The 23,498-nt window shown below is 43.9% G+C and carries 20 protein-coding genes; 13 read left to right on the forward strand and 7 right to left on the reverse strand.

Annotated features, from left to right (window positions below):
- Window positions 1-216: 216 nt before the first annotated feature.
- On the reverse strand, window positions 217-657 hold the full coding sequence (locus ABH008_RS09660; RefSeq protein ID WP_347989645.1) for a hypothetical protein: 441 nt from the start codon (window positions 655-657) through the stop codon (window positions 217-219).
- 263 nt (window positions 658-920) lie between these two features.
- Here ABH008_RS09660 and ABH008_RS09665 point away from each other — a divergent pair, with 263 nt between their 5' ends.
- Window positions 921-1,928: a helix-turn-helix domain-containing protein gene (locus ABH008_RS09665; RefSeq protein ID WP_347989646.1), complete on the forward strand. Its 1,008-nt coding sequence runs from the start codon at window positions 921-923 to the stop codon at window positions 1,926-1,928.
- Between the two features lie 95 nt (window positions 1,929-2,023).
- Window positions 2,024-2,398, forward strand: a complete 375-nt coding sequence (locus ABH008_RS09670) for a Rieske 2Fe-2S domain-containing protein (RefSeq protein WP_347989647.1) — start codon at window positions 2,024-2,026, stop codon at window positions 2,396-2,398.
- A 37-nt stretch (window positions 2,399-2,435) separates the two neighbouring features.
- Here the strand turns inward: ABH008_RS09670 and ABH008_RS09675 are convergent, their stop codons facing one another.
- A complete protein-coding gene (locus ABH008_RS09675; RefSeq protein ID WP_347989648.1) occupies window positions 2,436-4,391 on the reverse strand; it encodes a PAS domain S-box protein in 1,956 nt (651 codons plus the stop codon).
- A gap of 408 nt (window positions 4,392-4,799) precedes the next feature.
- Here ABH008_RS09675 and ABH008_RS09680 point away from each other — a divergent pair, with 408 nt between their 5' ends.
- Entirely contained in the window at window positions 4,800-5,912 is a 1,113-nt protein-coding gene (locus ABH008_RS09680) for a sensor domain-containing diguanylate cyclase (RefSeq protein ID WP_347989649.1), read from the forward strand.
- 5 nt (window positions 5,913-5,917) lie between these two features.
- Here the strand turns inward: ABH008_RS09680 and galE are convergent, their stop codons facing one another.
- The 5 genes from galE to ABH008_RS09705 all read right to left on the reverse strand — a co-directional run bounded on the left by galE (window position 5,918) and on the right by ABH008_RS09705 (window position 11,834).
- Window positions 5,918-6,961 carry a UDP-glucose 4-epimerase GalE gene (gene galE / locus ABH008_RS09685; protein WP_347989650.1) on the reverse strand — a complete coding sequence of 348 codons (1,044 nt, stop codon included), beginning with the start codon at window positions 6,959-6,961 and terminating at the stop codon, window positions 5,918-5,920.
- A gap of 228 nt (window positions 6,962-7,189) precedes the next feature.
- The gene (gene ttcA / locus ABH008_RS09690; protein ID WP_347989651.1) at window positions 7,190-8,047 is read right to left on the reverse strand and encodes a tRNA 2-thiocytidine(32) synthetase TtcA; all 858 of its coding nucleotides are present in this window, start codon (window positions 8,045-8,047) and stop codon (window positions 7,190-7,192) included.
- 47 nt (window positions 8,048-8,094) lie between these two features.
- The gene (fabB, locus tag ABH008_RS09695) at window positions 8,095-9,315 is read right to left on the reverse strand and encodes a beta-ketoacyl-ACP synthase I (protein ID WP_347989652.1); all 1,221 of its coding nucleotides are present in this window, start codon (window positions 9,313-9,315) and stop codon (window positions 8,095-8,097) included.
- Window positions 9,316-9,324: 9 nt separating this feature from the next.
- Window positions 9,325-9,840: a 3-hydroxyacyl-[acyl-carrier-protein] dehydratase FabA gene (gene fabA / locus ABH008_RS09700; protein ID WP_347989653.1), complete on the reverse strand. Its 516-nt coding sequence runs from the start codon at window positions 9,838-9,840 to the stop codon at window positions 9,325-9,327.
- Window positions 9,841-9,917: 77 nt separating this feature from the next.
- Window positions 9,918-11,834 carry a transglycosylase SLT domain-containing protein gene (locus ABH008_RS09705; RefSeq protein WP_347989654.1) on the reverse strand — a complete coding sequence of 639 codons (1,917 nt, stop codon included), beginning with the start codon at window positions 11,832-11,834 and terminating at the stop codon, window positions 9,918-9,920.
- A gap of 86 nt (window positions 11,835-11,920) precedes the next feature.
- Between ABH008_RS09705 and ABH008_RS09710 the strand changes: the two genes are divergently transcribed.
- The 10 genes from ABH008_RS09710 to lplT all read left to right on the forward strand — a co-directional run bounded on the left by ABH008_RS09710 (window position 11,921) and on the right by lplT (window position 23,151).
- Entirely contained in the window at window positions 11,921-13,729 is a 1,809-nt protein-coding gene (locus ABH008_RS09710) for an ABC transporter ATP-binding protein (protein ID WP_347989655.1), read from the forward strand.
- Window positions 13,729-14,559 carry a PHP domain-containing protein gene (locus ABH008_RS09715; RefSeq protein ID WP_347989656.1) on the forward strand — a complete coding sequence of 277 codons (831 nt, stop codon included), beginning with the start codon at window positions 13,729-13,731 and terminating at the stop codon, window positions 14,557-14,559. The genes ABH008_RS09710 and ABH008_RS09715 overlap by 1 nt, the downstream gene beginning before the upstream one ends.
- Window positions 14,560-15,098: 539 nt before the next feature.
- A complete protein-coding gene (locus ABH008_RS09720) occupies window positions 15,099-15,461 on the forward strand; it encodes a hypothetical protein (protein ID WP_347989657.1) in 363 nt (120 codons plus the stop codon).
- A 28-nt stretch (window positions 15,462-15,489) separates the two neighbouring features.
- Window positions 15,490-15,867, forward strand: coding sequence for a hypothetical protein (locus tag ABH008_RS09725; RefSeq protein WP_347989658.1), 378 nt, complete (start codon window positions 15,490-15,492; stop codon window positions 15,865-15,867).
- A gap of 70 nt (window positions 15,868-15,937) precedes the next feature.
- On the forward strand, window positions 15,938-16,426 hold the full coding sequence (locus ABH008_RS09730; RefSeq protein WP_347989659.1) for a hypothetical protein: 489 nt from the start codon (window positions 15,938-15,940) through the stop codon (window positions 16,424-16,426).
- Window positions 16,427-16,437: 11 nt separating this feature from the next.
- Window positions 16,438-17,667 (forward strand): caspase domain-containing protein, encoded by a 1,230-nt coding sequence (locus ABH008_RS09735; protein ID WP_347989660.1) that lies wholly within the window; start codon window positions 16,438-16,440, stop codon window positions 17,665-17,667.
- A gap of 383 nt (window positions 17,668-18,050) precedes the next feature.
- A complete protein-coding gene (locus tag ABH008_RS09740) occupies window positions 18,051-18,245 on the forward strand; it encodes a YezD family protein (RefSeq protein WP_347989661.1) in 195 nt (64 codons plus the stop codon).
- A gap of 305 nt (window positions 18,246-18,550) precedes the next feature.
- Window positions 18,551-19,555, forward strand: coding sequence for a sulfate ABC transporter substrate-binding protein (locus ABH008_RS09745; RefSeq protein WP_347989662.1), 1,005 nt, complete (start codon window positions 18,551-18,553; stop codon window positions 19,553-19,555).
- 253 nt (window positions 19,556-19,808) lie between these two features.
- Window positions 19,809-21,983, forward strand: coding sequence for an AMP-binding protein (locus tag ABH008_RS09750; protein WP_347989663.1), 2,175 nt, complete (start codon window positions 19,809-19,811; stop codon window positions 21,981-21,983).
- On the forward strand, window positions 21,976-23,151 hold the full coding sequence (lplT, locus tag ABH008_RS09755) for a lysophospholipid transporter LplT (protein ID WP_347989664.1): 1,176 nt from the start codon (window positions 21,976-21,978) through the stop codon (window positions 23,149-23,151). The genes ABH008_RS09750 and lplT overlap by 8 nt, the downstream gene beginning before the upstream one ends.
- Window positions 23,152-23,498 lie beyond the last annotated feature (347 nt).

The raw sequence follows: 23,498 nt of genomic DNA on the forward strand, positions 1-23,498 counted from the left end.
AAGGACCTTCGGGTCCTTTCTGCATAAAAAGTCATTAATAAGAAGCTGTGATTGTATTGATCACGGCTTTTTTTTTAGATGACACGTTAGTATAAGTAACACCATGTAATGGTATTACTTATACTAGCTCATTGATTAATAATGTTATTTTAGAGTATTTTTACAAAGTATATTCTTTTGATATTAACTTTGAGTTCAGACAATGAAAACGGATGCTTAAGCCCACAAGCGTAAAAAGAATCCCACTAACAATACCGAAAACCCGCCAATTTCTGCAACGGATAAGACATTTAATATAGTGTAATCTTTATTGCGATCTAAGGAATCGCGTATGCTGTTATTGCTTAAAGTCGTTAGGCCAAGATTGATATAGTGACCGATGGCAATAGCAAAAAACAGCAGCGGTGGGATCACTGCCAGGGTATTAACGGTGTCGGAAAATGCACTGAGTGCGGCAAAAACTGCCAGCAATTGTGCGGAAAACGCGTACATTAACGCGGCACGGTGTGCCGTGTTGACATAGTATGGTGCTTCGAGTTTCTCACTGCGCCGCATGCAAATATATTTCCAAAGCCCGGTTAATAAACCGATCATAAAAAAAATGCCAGAGGCACTCAGCGCAATTCTAGCTGCAGTGTGGTTGAGTAATTCTTCCATTTTATTTTCCTTATCTGAAGTAAATGTGTAAGCTTATTGTTTATTTAGGCTAACTTTTTTTCCTGTAAACAGCAGGTTAGTATGCTTGCATAGGCTTAGCTTGAACAGATCTATATTAAACGTGTAAGCCAGCCGGTGTAAGCTTTGCAAGACATTGTCTAGTATCCCATTTTATAGTGTTTCGTGTTGGTACTAAACGGCACCAAAACTTGACTATAACGGCTGTTTGGAAGGATTATATGCATTAAAAACAAGTGAAGACTATGCCAGCAAAACTGCCTTCCAACCCCGAGAGAGCCTGTATCAAGCTTTCCACAAACGCTATTCCACCCCGCGAAAGAGCGAATTGGTTACGCGAGGTTATCTGCCGAGAATATACGCATGTTGATATAGTCTCTGCTGTCAAAGACGATATGTCCCAACAGCTGATTATTTACCCTGGGGATGATTTACAATTGTCTGTGGTTCAATCCAGTGCTATTTCTTTACAGCGTTTACCCGGCGAAGCCTATTTGCCGAGTCAGGATGCTTATTTTGCCGTCATACTGCTGTCTGGCGACTACCTACTTGAGCAAAATGGTAGAGAAGTTTTTCTGCAAGCGGGCGACATGACTCTGTATGATGCAACTCTGCCGCATCGTATCCATTGTCCGGGCGAATTCAGCAAGCTGATATTTGCTATCCCCAGAACAGTGATGAGAGACAGGGTGGCGGGCATAGATCGTTGTACCGCGTTACGTATTCCCGGTGATCAGGGTATCGGTTTTGTGGCGGCAAACTTTCTGCACGCGTTTGCCACTCAGGCTGCGCAGTTGCAGGCCGAAGAATTTGCCAGACTTTCCGATCAATCATTAGATTTATTGACACTGGCGCTCTCCGCAATTCGGCCATCTAACTATCATTTATCCAGAAGTCGGGCCGTTTCACTCAATACGATCAAAACGTTTATCGAGAAAAACCTGCGTAATCAAGCACTCAACACCACTATTATTGCCCAATATGCTGGTTTGTCGGTACGCTATATCAACGATTTATTCGCTGATGAAGGTGTATCAACCATGCGTTTTGTCTGGAAGCGCAGATTAGAAAATTGTCGAAAAGAATTGCTAAGCCCGCTGTTTTCAGGTCAGCCAGTGGCTGATATTGCCTTTCGCTGGGGATTTAATGATGCCGCGCATTTTAGCCGCGTATTTAAACAACACTATGGGTGTTCTCCACGTGAATTTAGACGCGAACTAGGGCAGGGGGCCCTAAAGCATAAGACACTATAAATGGGCTTAATTTAGGATTAGCCCATTGTTTTAGTAGAGAATTATGCAAATGCCGGTTGATGCTGGCAAAATTTATGTTTTGTTTGGGATGAGTCATGTCGAAATTAATAATCAGCCTATCCACACCTATTTGCCGTAGTGCCCAAGTGCCAGAGTTAGGGAAATTTGCATTAACTGTCATTTATCAAGGCGTAAAACGTGATGCCTTATTGCTTAGGTTTAAGGGTGTGGTTTACGGATATTTGAATCAATGCGTGCATATGCCTAAAGCGCTGGATTGCGAAGCCAGTCAGATCTTTGATGACTCCGGGCGCTATATTCAGTGTTCCATGCACAGCATTTGCTATGATCCGGTGACGGGTGCTTCGGTCAGTGCCTTGTGTGAAGGTAAAAAACTCAAGGCTTTTAAAGTGACAGAAACCGAGGAATGGGTGTATCTGGTGGATAAAAAAACGCAGTTAGCCGTTTAATGGGGTGTCTGCCGGTTTTCTGGCAGACACCAACAAATTACGCTGATAAGCTGTTTTTATACTGGTCGGTAATTTTATCTAAAGTTTGTAATGCGCTTGAAAAATCAAATGCTGATAGGTTTTCGGCAAAAGTATTCAGTAAATCCTCGTCAATCTGTGCGAAAAGCAGTTGGTTTAATGCGAGTATTTCGCTGTCATTGGGTACTTCGCGTTTCTTTAAGCGATCACTTAATTCTGTGATTTTATGCAGAATAAATTCAGGATCAGCAGGGGTGTTTGTCGCTATTTCCAAATCGGCCGGTAGTTGTTGTTGAATAGACGCTACTGCGTCTTGCAGATGTAAGGCAAACTCAGGCTGTGCGTTCAGAGGATGGGCGCATCGCAGCTCATTCTTAAATTGCTGCGCGGTGGTGGCTAATGCCTGTAAACCCAGATTGGCGGCAGCACTTTGCAAACGATGTAACAATTCGGCGGCTTTTTCTGTGTGCTTATCCGCCAGCAGGCTTTCAATTTGCCTATCTGCAGTTGCGTAGTTTGCTGCGAAACTAAACAGTAATTTTTTTAGCAGTAACTGATTGCCTTGTAGTCCTAAACTGGCGGCCCTTTCCAAGTCAGGCATTAAAGTGCCTGGAGTTGGGGAGCTATTGCTAACTTGTTCAGGTGGTGGCGGGCTGGATTCGCTGCTTGTCTGTACTACTGTTGCACTTGCAGCGTTTGCCAGAGGGGCTTCATTGCTGGCTTTATCCACTATTAGGGGCGCAATATCCTCGCTCAGTATGTCAGCACTTTTAGCATTGTCTGGATTGTTATTTAAACCCGCATATAATAAATCCGTATCCCTACGCCGAAATTTAGCTTGGTTGATGGGGTTAATGGTTGCCAAAATTAATTGTCCATCGGCTAAATCAATAGCACACAAGCCGATATGTACTGCAAATTCTTTACCCTGTTGATTGACACCTTTTATTTCACGAACAACCGTGGTATTGCGAGTGTCTGGGTTCTGCAAATATTCAGACAAATAATTTTTATGATGTTCTCTAAATCTTTCCGGTACCAAAACGTCAAAGTTTTTACCCGTTAACTCATCGGTTTGATAACCAAAAAGCTTTTCGGTATAGGCATTAACCATAATAATTTCGGCATCAGCATTCACCATCAACAAGGGCATAGGCGCTGATTGAATAATGCTTTGCAAATACTTTTCATAGTGAGGTTGATCGGACAAATCGCGAAGAATTTCCACAAAGCCCGTTAAGTTACCGCGTTCATCATACAAAGGGGATACGATGATTTTGGAAAAAAAACAACTGCCATCTTTACGCACTCGCCAGCCCGGATTCTCATAATGACCATTGCGACGGGCAAGTTCGCGTATGCAAGTAGGTAGGCCGCTGTTAATGTCTTCCTCGGTGAAAAAGCGCTGACTCGATAGTCCATAAATGGCTTTTTTACTATAGCCCAATAGCTTTCGTGCGCCTTTGTTCCAGGATTGTACATAGCCGTGCGGATCTATCGTATAAGTCGCAAATCCATCCATATTGTCAGCTAGGAATTTTATGCGATTTTGATCTAGCCGCAGTTGTTGAGAAACGATAGTATAGTTTTGGCGTTGCTTGTGAAATGCCTCTATTACCCACATCACTATCAATACTTGGCTATAAAAAACCGCATTTGAGCCTATGGTGGTGTGATCAAAAAACCAAGTGAAATAGCCAAAGGGAGGAATAAATAAATAGTTTGCAGCGATAGTACTTAATAGCAAGGCGACAATTCCGGGGCCTTTGCCGCCAAAAAAAACTGCAAAAATAACGGCTGGAAAAAAAGTTAGAAAGGGTAATCCTGATTCCATCGGTAAAATTAACAAGCGGATCAGCAGGGCGGCAAAACATGATAAAACCGCTACAAAATAACCGCTAAATCCACGATGAGGGACTGTGGATAGGTGCTTGAGTAGTTTAAAATACGCGGAGTATGGAGATTTTTTCGGCATAAAACCAAGTAAAAGGATAAGAGTCGAGAAAGTTACCAAATTTGTAACTATTAAGTGTAGTTTTTTATAATTTTAAATCAATACGCGATACGATGTGCTAACAGCCTTTAGCGCGTCTGTCACCATTGATACACCAACTGGCAGCAGCAGATTTTATACAGGCTTGCCTTTACGGAGAATAGTGACACAAATTTTACCTTATTCCGTTAAAACTTATCCAATATACATAACGACTTGCAAATGCTGCTTAACCTAGGTATCTAGCTTGTTTTTTGGCAATTCGTTACTATAGATGGCAAGTGCTGACTGCGAATAGTGTCATTTTTCTAATAACCACTCCACAGTTATACAACTAAAACACACAATTTTAGAGAAAACTGCTAGGCTTAACTGGGGTCAGGAATCGATTTGAGAGACAGAGTGGAAGAAGATATCACTACCAATTTATCCGTTTTGCAAAGTCATCTTGATGGCATGTTGGATCGAGTGCAGCAAAATAGCGATACTTTAAGGCGCTTACAGCATTTTGAGCGACATCTGTTGGGGATGAGTTCGTTAGCAGAGATGATCGATTTTATTTTAGGTGAAAGCAAAGCCTTATTGGATTTGGATGTCATTAGCCTCTGTCTGGTCGATCCTAAAGGTGAAATTGCCCATTATCTAGAGATTGATAACTATGATTATCAAGCTGTCGAATCTTTATTTTTAGTCGCAGATGATCAATGCTTGCACAGTAATCTGGGCAGGCCCATACGCCCGTTTCTAGGTATCTATCAAGCTGATAGTTGTGCCGGTTTTTTCCCTGACTTGCCTAAAAAACCCGCCTCAGTGGTTATTGTGCCTTTGTTAAGGCGCGGTAAATGTATGGGGTCCATTAATCTGGGTAGTTATGAAGAAAACCGTTTTACCCAGAAAATGGCAACTGATTTTATTCAACATATTGCTGCGGTAATAGGCATCTGTTTTGAAAATAATCTTAATTTCGAGGCGCTGCGCCATACCAGTTTGATCGATCCTTTAACCGGATTGAATAATCGGCGTTTTTTAGAGCAGCGTCTGACCGAAGAGTTGGAGCGCAGTCGGCGTAATCGTAGCGCACTGTCCTGCTTGTTTCTGGATATTGATTTTTTTAAACGCATTAATGACGGCTATGGACATCAGGCCGGTGATTATGTGTTGGCGCAAGTGGCCTCAGTCAGCAAAAAATTCCTGCGCAGTAATGATGTGCTCTCGCGCTATGGGGGGGAGGAATTTGTGGCTTTATTGTGCGAGTGTGACAATAATACGGCAAACGACATAGCTGAACGTATGCGCTTTAATATCGCTTCCTTAGAGATAGAATATTGTGGAGAGCCAATTCCGGTCACTATTTCCATTGGCGTAGCAACCTGCAAGATGGTACAAGGACAAAAAGTCGGCTTAACCGATATGTCTGTGGCCTTGATTAAATCCGCCGATACCGCTTTGTATGCGGCTAAGCGTAATGGTCGAAATCGCGTGGAGAATGGCGGATTAATTTAACTGGTTTAATAACCCGCAGGATTTTTTTTCTGCCAGTGCCAGGTATCAGCCAACATTTCATCCAGGCTTTTTTCCGCTTTCCAGTTCAGTTTTTCATAAGCCAAACCAGGGTCTGCATAACAGGTGGCTATATCGCCAGGGCGGCGTGCGGTTATTTGATACGGTATTTGCATATTGTTAACCTTTTGAAAGGTATTGATTAAATCCAATACACTGTATCCCATGCCGGTACCCAGGTTGAAAGCGTCACACACCACACTGCTTTCTGCTTTTGCTTCCAGATATTGTAAGGCTTTAATATGACCTTGCGCCAGATCCACCACATGGATGTAATCGCGCACGCCAGTGCCATCAGGAGTAGGGTAATCATTACCAAATACGGAAAGAATGTCACGTTTGCCAATGGCAACCTGAGCCAGATAGGGCATTAAATTATTGGGTATGCCTTGCGGATCTTCACCTATCAGACCACTACTATGCGCACCTATCGGATTAAAATAACGCAAAATGCCTATTTTCCAAGGATGTGGGTGCTGGTTTAAAGTATCGGCGTCACTGGCATCGCGTAATATTTCTTCAATAAATAATTTGGTACGCCCATAAGGATTAGTGGTCTGCAATGGAAAATCTTCCAGTATGGGGACCGTGTGTGGGTCACCGTAAACCGTAGCAGATGAACTGAATACCAGAGTTTTAACCCCTTGTTCAGTCATGGTTTCCAACAACACCAAGCTGCCGCCAATATTGTTATCATAATAACTTAGTGGTTTCTGACAGGATTCCCCGACGGCTTTTAAACCAGCAAAGTGGATAACCGCATCAATTTTAGAACACTCAAAAATCCGGGTTAGGGTGATTTTGTTTCTGAGATCGGCTTGGTGAAAGCTAATGGTTTTTTCTGTGATGGTCTCAATACGACGAATGGCTTCAATCTTGCTGTTACTCAGATTGTCTATTACGATGACTTCATAGCCATGCTTTAGCAATTCAACACAGGTATGGCTGCCAATATAACCCGCACCACCCGTCACCAAAATTGTTTTATTCATAGTAAAAAGTCCATGTAAGCATTACATTTAGGTGTTTTGCGCATTCAGTGTTAGGTTTTATCGTATTATTTAATCTTTATAATTTAAAAGTTGTGAGCTGTAACTTGTCCTGAACGAAATCAAGCACATTTGTCGCGATTACTACGCCCGTCTGGCGTTAGCCTATACTATACAAACCTAAATTTACGCGGAATAATGTCAACGTATTTTTCAAATATAGCCTGATGTTTAACGCTCCAGAATATCCAGTCCAAACTCTTCAGTAGGTTGGTGCGCTAATCCAGAATCCGGATTACGCGTTAAGGTGGCAAAGTCAAAAAGTCCAGTATCAGCCATTTGCGAGGGGGCAATATTTTGTAAACTGGCAAAAATAGATTCCAGACGACCGGGAAATTGCTTGTCCCAGACATTTAACATTTGTTTCATTGCTTTGCGTTGTAAGTTTTCCTGAGAGCCGCATAGGTTGCAAGGTATTATCGGAAACTTTTTAAATGCCGCATAGCGGTTAATATCCTTTTCCCGGCAATAGGCCAATGGCCGAATCACAATATTGCGCTTATCGTCGCTCAGCAATTTAGGCGGCATGGCTTTCATTTTTCCGGCATAAAACATATTCAAAAACAGCGTTTCGATAATATCATCGCGGTGATGACCCAAAGCGATTTTGGTTATGTTATGTTCATGGGCAAAGCTATACAAAGTGCCGCGTCTCAGTCTGGAGCATAGGCTGCAAGTGGTTTTGCCCTCAGGGATGATACGTTTGACGATACTATAGGTATCGTTTTCTATAATGTGGAACGGTACCTGAATCTGACTAAGATATTCCGGTAATACATGCTCTGGAAAGCCCGGTTGCTTTTGATCCAGATTAACCGCCAGAATTTCAAAGTCGATAGGCGCGGTTTTTTGCAGATTGAGCAAAATATCCAGCAAGGTATAGGAGTCTTTGCCGCCAGATAGACAAACCATTACTTTGTCGCCCTGTTCGATCATATTGTAATCGACAATGGCCTCTCCAACGCCGCGACGCAGACGTTTTTGGAGTTTGTTGAACTGGGTTCTGGTTTTATATTCTAATTCGGTCATGACTCTGAAGTATGTTGCTACAGCGCAAAAGCTGTAGCAACTTAAGGTTAGCCGTTATAACGCTGAAAAATCAGAGTGGCATTGGTGCCGCCAAATCCGAAGCTGTTAGACATCACCGTATTCAGGCTTACCGGGCTTTGATAGTCGCGGATAATAGGAATATCGGCCGCATCAGGATCCAGGTCGGTAATATTTGCAGACGCGCTGAGGAAGTTTTCCTGCATCATTAATAAGGAATAGATGGCTTCGTTAACACCGGCAGCACCCAAAGCATGGCCCGTTAATGACTTGGTGGAGCTGACTGCCGGCACATGGCCAGAACCAAATACATTACGCAAGGCTTCCAGTTCGCGGGTATCGCCCACCGGGGTGCTGGTGCCGTGTGCATTAATATAATCGATCTTTTCGTGTATGCTTGCCATGGCTTGCTGCATGCAGCGAACCGCACCTTCTCCGGACGGTTGCACCATGTCATAACCATCAGAGGTTGCGCCATAACCGACCAGCTCGGCATAAATTTTTGCGCCACGCGCTTTGGCATGTTCCAGTTCTTCTATCACCAATACGCCACCGCCACCGGAAATAACAAAGCCATCCCGGTTGCTGTCGTAAGGTCTGGAAGCGGTTTCTGGGCTGTCATTGTATTTGGAGGAGAGGGCGCCCATCGCGTCGAATAATACCGACATAGTCCAGTGTAATTCTTCACCGCCGCCAGCAAATACTATATCCTGTTTATTCAGCTGTATCAGCTCCATGGCGTGACCGATACAATGTGCGCTGGTAGCACACGCAGAACTGATGGTGTAATTAACACCTTTAATTTTGAACGGTGTGGCCAGACAAGCCGTGTTGGTGCTGGACATGGCGCGGGTCACCATGTAAGGGCCCACTTTTTTGACGCCTTTGGAGCGCAGTATGTCGGCAGCATCCACCAAGTTTGAGGTGGAAGGTCCGCCAGAACCCATCACCAGACCGGTACGATAATTGGAAACCTCGTCGTCTTCCAATCCGGCATCGATGATAGCTTGTTGCATGGCAATATAATTATAAGCCGCGCCATCACCCATAAAGCGTTTTATCTTACGGTCTATCAGTGCGTCGATATCCAGATTGATGGGGCCATGCACATGGCTGCGAAAACCTAATTCCTCATAAATGTCGGCATGACAAATACCAGAGCGGCCCGATTTTAATGATTCGACCACTTCAGTGCGATCATTGCCAATGCTGGAAACGATACCTAAGCCGGTAACTACAACGCGTTTCATACAGATGCCTTAAAAATCTTGGGTAGAAGTAAATAGACCAACACGTAGATCGCTGGCCTCATAAATGGGTTTGCCGTCTACTTCCATGATAGCATCACCAATGCCCATTACCAATTTACGCAATATAACGCGTTTAAGATCAATTCGATAGGTCACTTTTTTTGCAGTGGGCAATACTTGGCCGGTAAATTTAACTTCGCCACAACCCAGTGCCCTACCTTTGCCGGGGCCGCCCATCCAGCATAAATAAAAACCAATCAATTGCCACATGGCATCCAAACCAAGACAGCCTGGCATGACTGGATCACCTTGGAAATGGCAGCCAAAAAACCATAAGTCAGGATTAATATCCAATTCAGCAATAATTTCACCTTTATCATATTTGCCGCCCGTGTCGGAAATATGAATGATGCGATCCATCATGAGCATATTTGGTAGTGGCAGTTGTGCGTTGGTTGGACCGTATAATTCGCCACGACCTGACATTAACAACTCTTCGCGTGTGAAACTGTGCTGTTTCTCCATTAAATTTTTACCTGATTAGAGTGATATGAAAACACCTCCCATTATCCAATAGTCAGCATAAAAAATCAGCTCAATTTTTAACCGGGGTTGATGATAGAGATTAAATTTTCCAGTTTTAGGCTGTTTTTTTGCAACCGTTGCTGATAAATCAAGGCATAAAGTAACACCGAGGACACATAACTTCGGGTTTCTTTATAAGGAATAGTTTCTATCCAGATGTCACCGGGTAAAGATTTTGTTTCCGGTAACCAGCGTTTTACCCGGTTTGGACCTGCATTATAGGCCGCTGTAGCCAGTACATGATTGCCATTAAATTGCTGGAGCAGTTTTTTGAAATAAAAACTACCGTATTTAATATTCAGCAGCGGATTGAACAAACTGGTTTCGCCAGTCCAGTTTTCGTTAAAATTTTGAGCAATTTGTTGTGCCGTTTTCGGCATGATTTGCATCAAGCCTTTGGCACCCGCTGGCGAATCGGCATATTCATCAAAGGCACTCTCTTGGCGGATCAAGCCAAAAATCAGAGCCGGATCAAGCTGTTGATCATTGGCAATTAGTTGGATCTGGCTGTTAAATTGTAATGGAAAGCGTAACTCAATATCATTCCACTCATTCGCCTTGGCAATGGTAAAAATAGCCAGAGCAGGGCATTGCCAGCGTTGTGCCAGTTTAGCGGCTACCATCAAATCATGTTGCTCCAGATTGGCGATAGCATACCACCACTGATGCTTGGCTTCTTGTTTGCGGTTGATGGCCAGTAATTCAGAGCTGACCTGAAATTCGGTTTTTTGTTCTAATTTGTCCAGCTCCTGACTAGACACCTGCAAGGGATGGTCTATCAGTAGCGGTTGCTGTAGAAGATGGTCAGCGGCCAAATAGCCATAAAAGCTGCGATTTTTGGCAATTTGTTGATAAATGCTTAAACCCAGCTCGGTTTGTCCCAGCGATGTTAATGTTCTGGCCTGCCAATACTGCCATTTATCCTGTATTTTTTCTTCGGCATGCAGATCGTTTAAAGCTTGGTAGACTTGTTGCCAGTTTTGTTGATTCAAAGCTGCGCGTACCACCCATTCACGCGTGCTGGCGTCTTTGTTAGCAATTTGCGCTAATTTATCATAAGCACGGCTGTCGCGTTTTAATGCTAAGGCGACCCCTAAGCGTTTATCCGTGTCGGACAAGGTATCTGCTGCAATGGCAAAATTTTGTTTTTCTGTTTCCCATACTTGCAAAGCGGCGCCGGGATCGCTATCCAGCCAGCGCAATAGTGTATGCACAAATAAAGCTGGTGCTAAAGGGTAACTGTGTTTCCACTCACTGGCCTCAGCCAGTAAGCTGGGTTGCTGGTGTAATTTCAGCCATAGCTGTGCATCTGGTTGTTCGGCTTCCGGTAACCCAGTCTGCAAGGCCGTTGCCAGCGGCAGGTTATCCTGATTTAGCGCCGCCTGAAAGCGTTGCCAAACCAGATTAGGCGTAAAAATGCTGGACGTTTTTAGCCACGCAAACACCGCATCACAACTGGCTGGTTGTGATTTTCCAGATAGCCATAATTGTCGCGCACTCTCCAGGGCGGCCTGTTGCTGCCCACTTTGCCATTGTGCTTGCGCATAATAGCAATGCAAGTCAGGATCGTCATTGTTACGATACTGCTTGCTGAACAATGGCCATTGCTGAGTTTTTGCCAGTTGCAATAGCCATTTTGGGCGCAATAAGCGGCTATAGCGACTGCTTTCGTAAGTGTTTAAAAAATCTTGTACGGCCTGTGTATCGTCCAGATGTTTTTTCAGCCATTGATAGTGCAAATACGGATATAAAGGGTAGTCTTTTAAGGTTTCTGCCAAAGTAAAATACTCAGCATCCCGATCCTGATAGATATATTGTTCGGTTTGCAGGAACACTTTGCGCAAAGCGGGGAGAGAGGATACGGCATTTTCTGCATGGCACACCGATGCTAAAAGCAAAGCGGTTAACCATAACATTCTGATAGCGAGTATCATATTATTCTCCAGAATAAAAGTGTGAACCCGGAATGGTTTTTGGCAGTCAACATTAGGTAGTATAATTCTCTCAGTCCAATCTTAATATGTCTTCTCTTTTGAAAAAAACAGACTTGCCTAAACAATCTGAATATTCTTGGCACACTATTTTTAATATCGCTTTACGGCAAAAAAAACCATTAATTTCTGGTCATATTTTTGCTTTGTTGGCTGTAGTAGTCAGTGTGCCTGTCCCGCTGTTAATGCCGTTACTGGTCGATGAGGTACTGTTAAACCATCCCGGCACCGTATTAAACTTTGTTAATCCCTATTTGCCAATTACTTGGCAACAGCCTTTCGTGTATATTTCCGGCGTTTTAATTGCCAGCTTGCTGTTACGTTTGATAGCGGTGGTTTTAAACGTGATACAAACCCGGCAATTTTCAATGATTGCCAAAGATGTTATTTTTCACATTCGTGCTGGTCTGGTCAAACATTTGCAGCATATTTCCATGTCCGAATACGAAAACTTAGGCAGTGGTACAGTCACAGCCTATATGGTGACGGATCTGGATACGCTGGACAATTTTATTGGTTCCACCATCAGTAAATTATTAGTGGCCTGCTTAACTGTGTTGGGTACAGCACTTATTCTATTGTGGATGAACTGGCAACTGGGCTTGTTTATTATTGTATTAAACCCGGTGGTTATTTATTTTGCCAGAGCCATTGGTTCAAAAATTAAAACGCTTAAAGCCAATGAAAACAAGGCCTATGCTGTGTTTCAGCAAGCGCTGAGTGAAACCTTGGAAGCCATACATCAGATTCGTGCCAGTAATCGCGAACAGCATTATTGTCAACAACTGATAGCCAGTGCCCATGCCGTTAAAAGTCATTCTACCGTATTTGCCTGGAAAAGTGATGCAACCGGACGTCTTAGCTTTTTAACGTTTTTGTTTGGGTTCGATATTTTTCGCGCTACTTCCATGCTGATGGTTTTATATTCCGGTTTAACCATAGGGGAAATGCTGGCCGTGTTTGGTTATTTGTGGTTCATGATGGCACCGGTGCAAGAGATACTGAATATTCAGCAGGCTTATTATGCAGCCAAAGGCGCACTACATCGAGTAAATGCGCTAACTCTGCTAAAACAAGAGCCGGATTACCCGCATCTGCAAAATCCGTTTTTGGCGAATAAAACCGTGCGACTGACAGTTGAAAACCTGTATTTCAGTTATAAAGATGAACCGGTGTTAAACGGCATTTCGCTTAATATTGCTGCTGGAGAAAAAATAGCGCTGGTCGGTGCCAGTGGCGGCGGGAAATCCACGTTAGCGCAAACCCTAATCGGTTTGTACGCCCCCCAACAAGGCATGATCTATTACGATGGTGTACCCATTCATCACATTGGTCTGGACGTGGTGCGCGAGCATGTGGCCACGGTGTTGCAGCATCCGGCGCTGTTAAACGACTCTATTCGTGCCAATCTGACCTTGGGGCGACAGGTGGCGGATGAAGAGTTATGGGATGCACTGGAAATCGCCCAATTAAAATCCACCGTAATGGATTTAGAGCAAAAGTTGGATACCGTGGTGGGTCGCCAGGGGGTGCGCTTATCCGGTGGACAGCGACAACGATTAGCCATTGCGCGTATGATAGTCAGTAAGCCGTCCGTGGTAATACTCGATGAAGCAACATCGGCCTTGGATAGCGAAACAGAATTTAAACTGCATCAGGCGCTTAATCAATTTTTGAATGGTAGGACCACGCTGATTATTGCCCACCGCCTAAGTGCCGTTAAACAAGCCGATCATGTGTATGTGTTTGAACAAGGCGTGATTTGTGAACAAGGTAAGCATGAAACCTTGATTCAGCAGAATGGCCTTTATGCAAAACTGTACGGAGATTACCAATAGTGCCAGAAATATATGATTTGCACACGCATTCCACCGCTTCTGATGGGGCTTTAAGCCCACAGCAACTGGTTAGCCGTGCGCATGCTCAAGGTGTCAGTGTGATGGCCTTAACCGATCACGATACCACTGCCGGTTTAGCAGAAGCCAGACAAAGCGCAGCACAATGGGGTATCCGATTAATAAACGGTATCGAATTATCCGCCAGTTATCAAAGTCAGTGTTTGCATATCGTCGGTTTAAATATCGATCCATTACAAGCCGAATTAATTGCCGGTACCCAAAAACAGCAGTTGTTACGTACCGAACGAGCGCAAAAAATTTCTGCCAAGCTGGAAAAAAAACACATACCGGGTGCCTTTGCCGCTGTCTCGCTGGCTGCGGGTAATGGCGAGATTACCCGTTCACATTTTGCCGATTTTTTACTGGCAAACCACTACGTCAGCACCCAGCAAGAAGCCTTTGATCGTTATTTAAGCAAAGGTAAACCCGCCTATGTACCCACCGTTTGGGCCGATCTGGCCGATGTCATTAACTGGATCAAACTAGCCGGAGGCGTTGCCGTATTGGCTCATCCCATGCGCTATAAACTCAGTGCCAAATGGTTGAGAAATGCTTTGCAGGCTTTTAAAGAGATGGGCGGTGAGGGCATTGAAGTGGTGACCGGTCGAGCCAGTGCCGACGAAATCCGCTTTAGCACTGACTATGCCCAAAAATATCAGTTATACGCCTCAGTGGGTTCTGATTTTCACGCGCCGGATAATCCCTGGCTGGAATTAGGCCGGCTGGCAGCGTTGCCGCCGCAATTAAAGCCGGTTTGGGAATTGTTTTAGTTAATTATCAATGTGTTTTCGTCATAAGGCTGCAATGGCGTAGTGTAATACGCTGAGTGCTATCAAACCTAAGGGAGCTTCGAAAAACCACCCTTCGACAAGCTCAGGGCGAACGGTGGTATTTATATATCAATAGCCTACCGTTCGTGCTGAGCCTGTCGAAGCACAAAAGCCAGGTTTTTCGAAGCTCCCCTAATTGTCACCTACTGTTTCTTGCGCTACCTCATTTTCAGCGTTGAATTGGCGATGTAAAAAAATCGTTAGATAAAACGCTTCAAATGCATGTATTAAAATCTATCCGCGCTATACTTGAAATACTAGTCATGTTTGTGATAATGTTGAAATTCACCTATTTCTTGCAATGAAAATAATTTTAAACTTTAAATGGGTGGCGTTTTATCTTTGGCCGATTAGGCTGTTGGTTTTGCCTTAAATGAAAGCGTTTATGTTTCTATTGGGGCAAAAGATGTGAAAGTAGAAGTGCGCTTTATAATCCAAACCCTTTTAATTATTAAAATTATCCAAGAACTGGAAGAACCATGAAAAAATTACTTTCTTTAAGTATATTGTGTTTATTAGCCTCTGGGTGCACACAAACCTATGTCGCTAAATTATCTCCACAATCTCATTTTGATTATCCAAACAGCAATGTTTATCCTCAGGGCCATGTTGAAGGGCAAGCCAGTAAAACTTCATTTTTTGTGCCACCCGACAAACCGTCTAGCCTCGAATACGAAGCGGTTACAAAAGCAATTGAGAAAAGTCCTGGGGCAGATTTATTAGTTAATAGCCTGCATTTTATGGATATTACTCAATTTTTGGTATTACCCATATACACAGTTACCTATCGCGTTGAAGGTACGGCTGCAAAAATGAAGGTCGGCACTCAAGTCCTGAAATAATCCAACTAATTAACTAATGAGAAATACCATGCGCTTATTAACAGTTACAAGTATCGTAGCTCTTTCCCTGTTCCAGATCGGTTGCTCTTCAACACACGGGACTTTTGAGCCTACAACCCATTTTGCTTATCCAAATTCAAATGTTCAACCATTGGGACATATTAGTGCGGAGGTAAAAGAAGGCATGTTCCTAATTCCACCGAAGTTAACTAAAGAAAAAGTATTAAAACTTATGAGTGATGCGTTAGCTGAACAACCCGGTGCTGATACCATTATCAATTACCGCCTAGATACCACTTATACATCCTATCCTTTTTATTACGTGCAAACTGTTAAATTGGAAGGTACCGCTGCAAAAATGCAAGTCGGCGAGAAATCCTTGCTTGAAAAATCAAAATATCAATAATAAAAATAGATCGCTCATTAACCTTTCCGGTTAATGAGCGATTGTTGATTTCGCTACAACGGAGAAATGCATGAAATTTACGGGATCTACGCTCATTGCAGTGAGTGCTATGGTTACAATGTTGAGTATGGGTTGTGGTACCAAGTTTGGACGCGACTTTGAAAAGCAGGTCGATAACACCAAGACGGGTATTTTCGATACTAAAACCAATATTGAAGAGGGTTTATCCAAAAACTGCGCTGATGAGCCTAAAGTATCCGATCAGGCCGATGAAGTTTTACGCTTGGTTTCTAGCGAAGAACAAACGCTATTTACCGTTGATGGTAAAGAAATGGGTCGTGCCAAACAATTAAAGGTTTGTATTGATAGTAGCGCACAACATACCGTGGTGGCAGAACCACCCGGTTGTGAGGCCAAAACGGAAAGATTAAGGCCACCTTATGATTTTCCTGTGTATGAGTTTCGCTTTATGCTTGCCGATTGTAAAGCCGTGGCACCTCAAGCCACTCAAGCGACACCTCAGCTAGAAAAAAAGCTGAATACGCGTAAAAAGCACTAAACCAAAAGGGCATGACTATGACCAGAATGATGACCAAACCTATCGTGCTGGTGATAGCGTGCACATTAATTTTGAGTGCTTGCACCTCAGCCAAATTTTCTGAACAAGACAAACTGAGCTATCCAAAAGCCTCTGCCGATGCCGATCAGGTTGTTACCTTAATTTCCAATAAAGACAATACCCAATTTACTGTCGATGGCAAAAGCATAGGCTCCCCCATTAGTGCCGGGGGGGAACTTAAAATACTGGTCAATCGGCAGAGTCACGACATCGTTGCGGCAGCTGCCGGTTATCAGCAAAAACCGCATCATACGCAACCACCTTACGATGAGCGTTCACCGATTTCATTCAATTTTATCAATAATGATAAAAATGGAAATGCAATGAGTACGGGTAGTAGTGAAAATACAGTGGTATTGACTAATATGCCAATCACTACGCCGGTTACCACTCCCAGTGTCCAGGCAAGCGCTCCGGCACCCACTGTTAGCCATGCAACTTCACCAAGTTCCGTTAAAGCGCCCAATGTCAGTACTATTAATTTGGACAGCAATAATAAATCAGAGCGCAGAGTCGCTTTAGTGATAGGTAATGGTGCCTATCAATATGCGCCACAATTACCTAATCCGACTAATGATGCAGAGGATGTGGCACAAGCGCTTAAAATGGTTAATTTTCAAGTGACCTTAAAAACCAATGCAAGTCTCGAGACCATGGCCGATGCCGTTTACCAGTTTGGGGAAAACCTGAAAGGCGGCGGCATCGGTTTGTTTTATTATTCAGGACACGGTTTACAGGTTAAAGGCGAAAACTATTTATTACCTGTGGATGCCAATTTAACCCGCGAAGATGATGTCAAACGTAAAGCTATCAGTGCGAATGATGTGGTAGAAAAAATGGGGGAAGGTAAAAGCCATCTTAACTTGGTTTTCCTGGATGCTTGTCGAAACAATCCATTTCCCAGTACCACCCGGTCTATGGGTAGAGGTTTGATTGGCATGTCTGCTCCCAATGGTACTTTATTGGTTTTTGCCACCAATCCCGATAATGTGGCGCTGGATGGCAATGGTCGCAACGGCACTTATACCAAGCATCTATTAGAGGAAATAAATCAACCTGGGCTGGAAGTCGGCATGTTGTTACGCAAAGTGCGTACCGCAGTTAAAGAAGAAACCAGTGGTCAGCAAGTGCCTTGGGAAAATGGATCTATTGAGGGCGAGTTTTATTTCAAAGGTGATTGAGTAAGCTAGCCCTCCTATATAGCGTGAAGACCAGAATGGTACTGCCTTGCTCAGATGCATGCTGGTTTTCCTTACCTATACCCCCCTTGGAAACGGCATGCAGCACAAAACCCGCTCGGATGCCGTATTAGCAATCTGCATCATGATGATGCATACCAGATGATCTTAATTTTAACTGCTAAACGTAGTACTCCCCACCGAAATCAGCTCTGAAACCTTACTCAAATCATACAAAATCTTGCATTCGTATATCTAAAATAAAGATACTCATTTCAAATTATATCGTTTTCAATCAGACTTAGGCTTGATTAAGATAATCAACATCATGGCAGGTAGGCAAAGCATTGCAGACCAGACATTCTCATTTTTTAGGAGCTCATAGAATGGCACTTGCATTTAAAACACATACCCAGCAACAACAAGTGAATCATAGCTTAAAGCATGAAAATAAGTTGGATATTGCTCAGCAAGTGGCGGCAATATTAAAAGATATACGGTTTGGTTCGGTAGAGATTGTTGTACACGATGGCAAGGTTGTGCAAATCGATAAACGCGAACGTTTTCGGGTTAGCGAGTAACTCTGATTATTAAAATAAAGTCCATCAGTAGTGATAGCTATTCTAGTAGAGATTCAAATAACCAGTGCTGGCTATTGCGGATAATTATATACGTTAGATAAAAGGGCGTTTCGAAAAACCACCCTTCGATACAACTCAGGAGAGCCGTGTCGAAGCACAAAAGCCAGGTTTATCGAAGTTCCCAAAAGTAGAAATAACGGTTAAGCACTATTCAATGCTTGCTTTGCAGGGGGCTGATCAATGGCAAATCAGGCCAGCGACAAATTACTTAAAACACCCATTTTTTATTTAACTTAAAGGTAAATATGAAAAAAAATCGTTTATTAAGCACAGCTGCCTTACTGTTGGCAATCACGACAACAGGTTCGTCTTTTGCGGCAGACATTACCTTGTTAAATGTTTCTTACGACCCAACCCGAGAGCTTTACAAAGAATATAATGAAGCATTTTCCAAGTACTGGAAAACCAAAACCGGGGATACCGTCACCATAAATCAATCGCACGGTGGCGGTGGCAAACAGGCGCGTGCAGTGTTGGATGGCCTGGAAGCCGATGTGGTTACTCTGGCAATTGCTTATGATATTGATCAATTAAACGTAAAAGGCAAATTGATACCGGAAAACTGGCAATCCTTATTGCCAGGGAACAGTTCCCCATACACATCCACTATTGTGTTTGTGGTGCGCAAAGGTAACCCTAAAGGCATCAAACAATGGGATGATTTATTGAAAGAAGGTGTTGGGGTCGTCACCCCCAATCCAAAAACCTCCGGTGGTGCACGTTGGAATTATTTGGCCGCGTGGGCTTATGCGCTAAAAAATAACGCCAACAATGAAGAAGCCGCTAAACAGTTTTTAAATAAATTGTACAAAAACACCTCGGTTTTAGATACCGGCGCACGTGGTTCAACCACCAGTTTTGCGGAGCGCGGCATAGGTGATGTTCTCATTACCTGGGAAAACGAAGCTTATCTGGTCTTGAAAGAATTTGCCAATGAAAACTTTGAAGTGATTACCCCCTCATTCAGTATTCTTACCGAGCCACCTGTGGCCGTGGTAGAGAAAGTCGCTGCCAAGCATGGCACCACGGAAGTAGCTAAAGCATATTTGCAATATTTGTATAGCAAAGAGGGGCAGGAAATTATTGCCAAAAACTTTTATCGTCCCAGTGATAAAGAAATCGCTGCAAAATACGCTAACCAATTTCCCAAGCTGGAACTGGTTAACATCAATCAGCTTGGCGGCTGGACAGAAGTGCAAAACAAGCATTTTTTGGATGATGGCGTATTTGACAAAATTTACGCAAAGTAAGCACTTAATTTTTTGGACTTGCCGTGACTGCCGCGCTCCAGGCTTAGTCACGGTAAGCCCCAGATAATATCGTTCAATAAAAAAATTCAAAATAGGCTGTGCTCAGCCTAACCCAGCATGGGTATCAGCAAACAGCTCAGATGCCCAAGAGTTAAGGGCGTCCGATAGATTCCTGAATAGTGACTAAATATATCGTCATCCTGTTTAAATAAATCCTGGCAGCTAATGCTAAGATATATAGCAGGAGGATACTATGTTAAAGAAATTTTTACAGGTACTGCTGACTGTCTTATTTAGAGTTAAAGTCATCGGTCTTGACAATTATGCAAAAGCGGGCAAACGCGTTTTAATTGTTGCCAATCACAGTTCGTTTCTGGATCCATTATTGCTGGGTGTGTTTTTACCCGAAGACATTACCTTTGCAATAAACACACATATATCGCAGCGCTGGTGGTTAAAACCGTTTTTGCGCTTGTCCAAAGTGTTCCCCATGGACCCCACCCATCCGCTCTCTCTAAAAGCCCTGATAGCGCATCTACAAAACGATACTCATACCGTTATTTTTCCGGAAGGCCGCATTACCGATAGCGGTTCGCTGATGAAAATTTATGACGGGCCTGGTATGGTGGCCGATAAATCCGGGGCTATGGTATTGCCAGTTCGCATTGAAGGGGCAGAATACAGTCATTTTTCCAGACTGCAAAATAAGGTACGGTTACGCTGGTTTCCGCCTATCCGTATACATATCTTGCCAGCCATCCATCTAGAAACCCACGGCGACATTACCGGTAAAGCCCGACGCAAGCACAGCGGACAAATACTGTCCGACATCATGACCGAAATGATGTTCGAAACCACGCACTATCAACAAACCCTGTTTGCCGCATTGCTGGAAGCCCGCCGCATTCATGGTGGTAAACACACGGTTGCAGAAGATTTGGAACGGGTGCCTGTCAGCTACAATCAATTAATTACCCGCAGTCTTATAGTCGGAAAACTCGTTAAACAGATTACCCAACCTGACGAAAATGTCGGGGTGTTGTTGCCAAATACCTGTAAAGCAGTCAACGTGGTGTTGGGTTTGCAACTCTATCAACGGGTACCCGCCATGTTAAATTACACAACAGGTTCAGCCGGCATGATTTCTGCCTGTAATACAGCGCAAATCAAAACCGTGTTAACCGCGCGTAAATTTATCCAAATGGCAAATCTAGGCGACGAAGCCACACAATTGGCACAAAAAGTTAAGTTGGTCTATCTGGAAGATATTGCTGCATCCTTAACTGTGTGGGATAAACTCAGTGGTTTGTGTCAGGCAAAAACCGCTGATTATTGGTATAAAAGTTCGCCGTTGCTGGCCGATGAAGCGGCCGTGGTATTGTTTACCTCCGGCTCAGAAGGCGAACCAAAAGGGGTGGTATTATCCCATGCCAATATTCTGGCCAATCACAAACAGGTTAAAGCCCGTATCGATTTTACCCCACAGGATATTGTGCTGAATTATCTACCCATGTTCCATTCCTTTGGCTTTTCTGTCGGTACGCTGTTACCGATTATGAATGGCATGACCAGTTTCTTTTATCCCTCGCCCCTGCATTTTTCCATTATTCCGGAAATTGCTTACGATACCGGGGCTACCATCATGTTTGGTACCAATACATTCTTTGCCGCCTATGCCAAGAAAGCGCATGCTTACGATTTTCATAAAATGCGCTATGTAGTGGCCGGTGCCGAAAAACTGCAAGAAACCACGCGCATGACCTGGCTAAATAAATTTGGTATCCGCATACTGGAAGGTTATGGTGTTACCGAAACATCCCCAGTAACCTCGGTTAACACACCGATGGATTACAAAGCCGGTACGGTTGGCCGCTTTATGCCCAGCATGTTGCATAAGCTGGAACCCGTGCCGGGCATAGAAAATGCCGGTAAATTACATGTGGCCGGCCCCAATATTATGAAAGGCTATTTTCTACCCGCACATCCCGGTATTTTGGTGCCACCCTGTTCTGAAGCTTACGGCGAAGGCTGGCACGATACCGGCGACATTGTGCATGTCGATGAAGATGGTTTTATTCTTATTCAGGGACGCAGCAAACGCTTTGCCAAAATCAGTGGTGAGATGATATCGCTATCAGCAGTTGAGCAACTGGCCATTAATGCCTGGCCAGAGGCACAACATGTTGTGGTCAGCTTGCCCGATCCCAAAAAAGGTGAACAACTGGTACTGTTAACCACGCAACGTTTGGCGAGTGCGCGTGGACTGGCTCAGGCTTCGCCGGGGGTGGCCGCTATCAGTTTACCCAGAAAAGTGTTTGCACTGGATAAACTGCCGATATTGGCCACGGGCAAAACTGATTATGTCGGTTCCACAACCCTGGCTAGCCAACTGTTAAACGCCCATACCGACACTGAAACCGATGAATAAAGCCTTTTATCCACTCTTGATAGCCCAGTTTTTGTCGGTGTTTGCTGACAATATGATTTTATTTACCGTGATCGCCATGGTGTTAAAACTGGAACATGCGCCAAGCTGGTATGTACCCGCCTTACAAAGTCTGTTTTTAGTGGCCTTTGTGTTGCTGGCACCTTGGGTGGGTGGTTTTGCCGATAAATATCCCAAACCACGCGTGTTATTAGCGGGTAATCTCATTAAGGCAATCGGTGGTGGCTTATTATTTTTACAAGTAGAACCGCTGATTGCCTATTGTCTGGTTGGGGTGGGCGCGGCTATCTACAGTCCTGCCAAATATGGCATTCTGCCAGAGTTGGCAGGGCATCAGCAGTTGGTAAAAGTGAATAGCTGGATAGAGTCATCAACCATACTGGCAATATTAACCGGTATGAGTGTCGGAGCCAGTCTGGCCGACTATTCCATTAGCGTGGCGTTATTGACTACCATAGGCTTGTTCCTGCTGTCCGCACTCATCACCTTATTTTTACCGATTAAAGCGCCTAAAATCCTACCAGCAGGTTGGAAAATTGTGTTGTTTTATCACGAAATATGCAGTTTTTTTGCCGAACCCAGACCACGCTTTGCCGTATTGGGCGGATCTTTGTTTTGGGCCGCTGCTGCCAGTGTCAGGGTGATCATTATTGCTTGGGCGCCTTTAGTACTACTGACTAAAGATACTAGCGATATTGCCAATTTAACCCTGTTTTTAGCTTTAGGTATTGTGGTAGGTGCAGCCGTGGTGCCCGTGCTGATTCCACTGGAACATTTACGCCGCGCCCGTTATCCCGCCTATATGATGGGCTTGCTCATTATCGCCTTGGGTTTTACCAACACAGAGTGGTCGGCACGCGCCGTATTATTTTGCATGGGTGCCGCAGGTGGTATGTTTATCGTTCCCATCAATGCCGCCTTACAGGAATTGGGGCAAGAAAGTATCGGTAGTGGCGGCGCAGTCGCCATGCAGAACTTTTTTCAAAATGTCGCCATGTTGCTGTCCGTTGGCCTATATACCTTAGCAGCCGCGCAACACATAGACCCCGTTACCGCCTTATGGGGCTTGGGTGTGCTATTAATTTTAGCCACCCTGTTATTAATGTGGCGCTTGCCAGAAAGCGTAACGCAAAAAATTACACCAAAATAAGCATACCTAATTTTCGATGTTAGCAATCTGATAAAAAGTTAGCAGGTAGGGCGGGTTAGTTGTGTGAAAAATGAGTGAACATATTTCGCACAACTTAATCGTTGCTACGCTGGCTAAGCTAGAGATCAATTAATTTTACTTTTCAGGGGGGGTATGTTAAGAATTTTATTGATTCTCTTTGGCGTGATTGTAACAATCGTCTGTAGTGTGGATTTGATTGTAATGGCTGCTGGCTTTTTTCAATCTGGGTCAAACACCCATCCATTCAGTTATCTAGCTTGGAGTGCGTTCAAGGTGTTAGTGGTTGTTGTACTTGGCATTAAAGCGATTCAATCCGATTCCAAGTG

This window comes from Methylomonas sp. AM2-LC (assembly GCF_039904985.1).
GTDB lineage: Bacteria > Pseudomonadota > Gammaproteobacteria > Methylococcales > Methylomonadaceae > Methylomonas.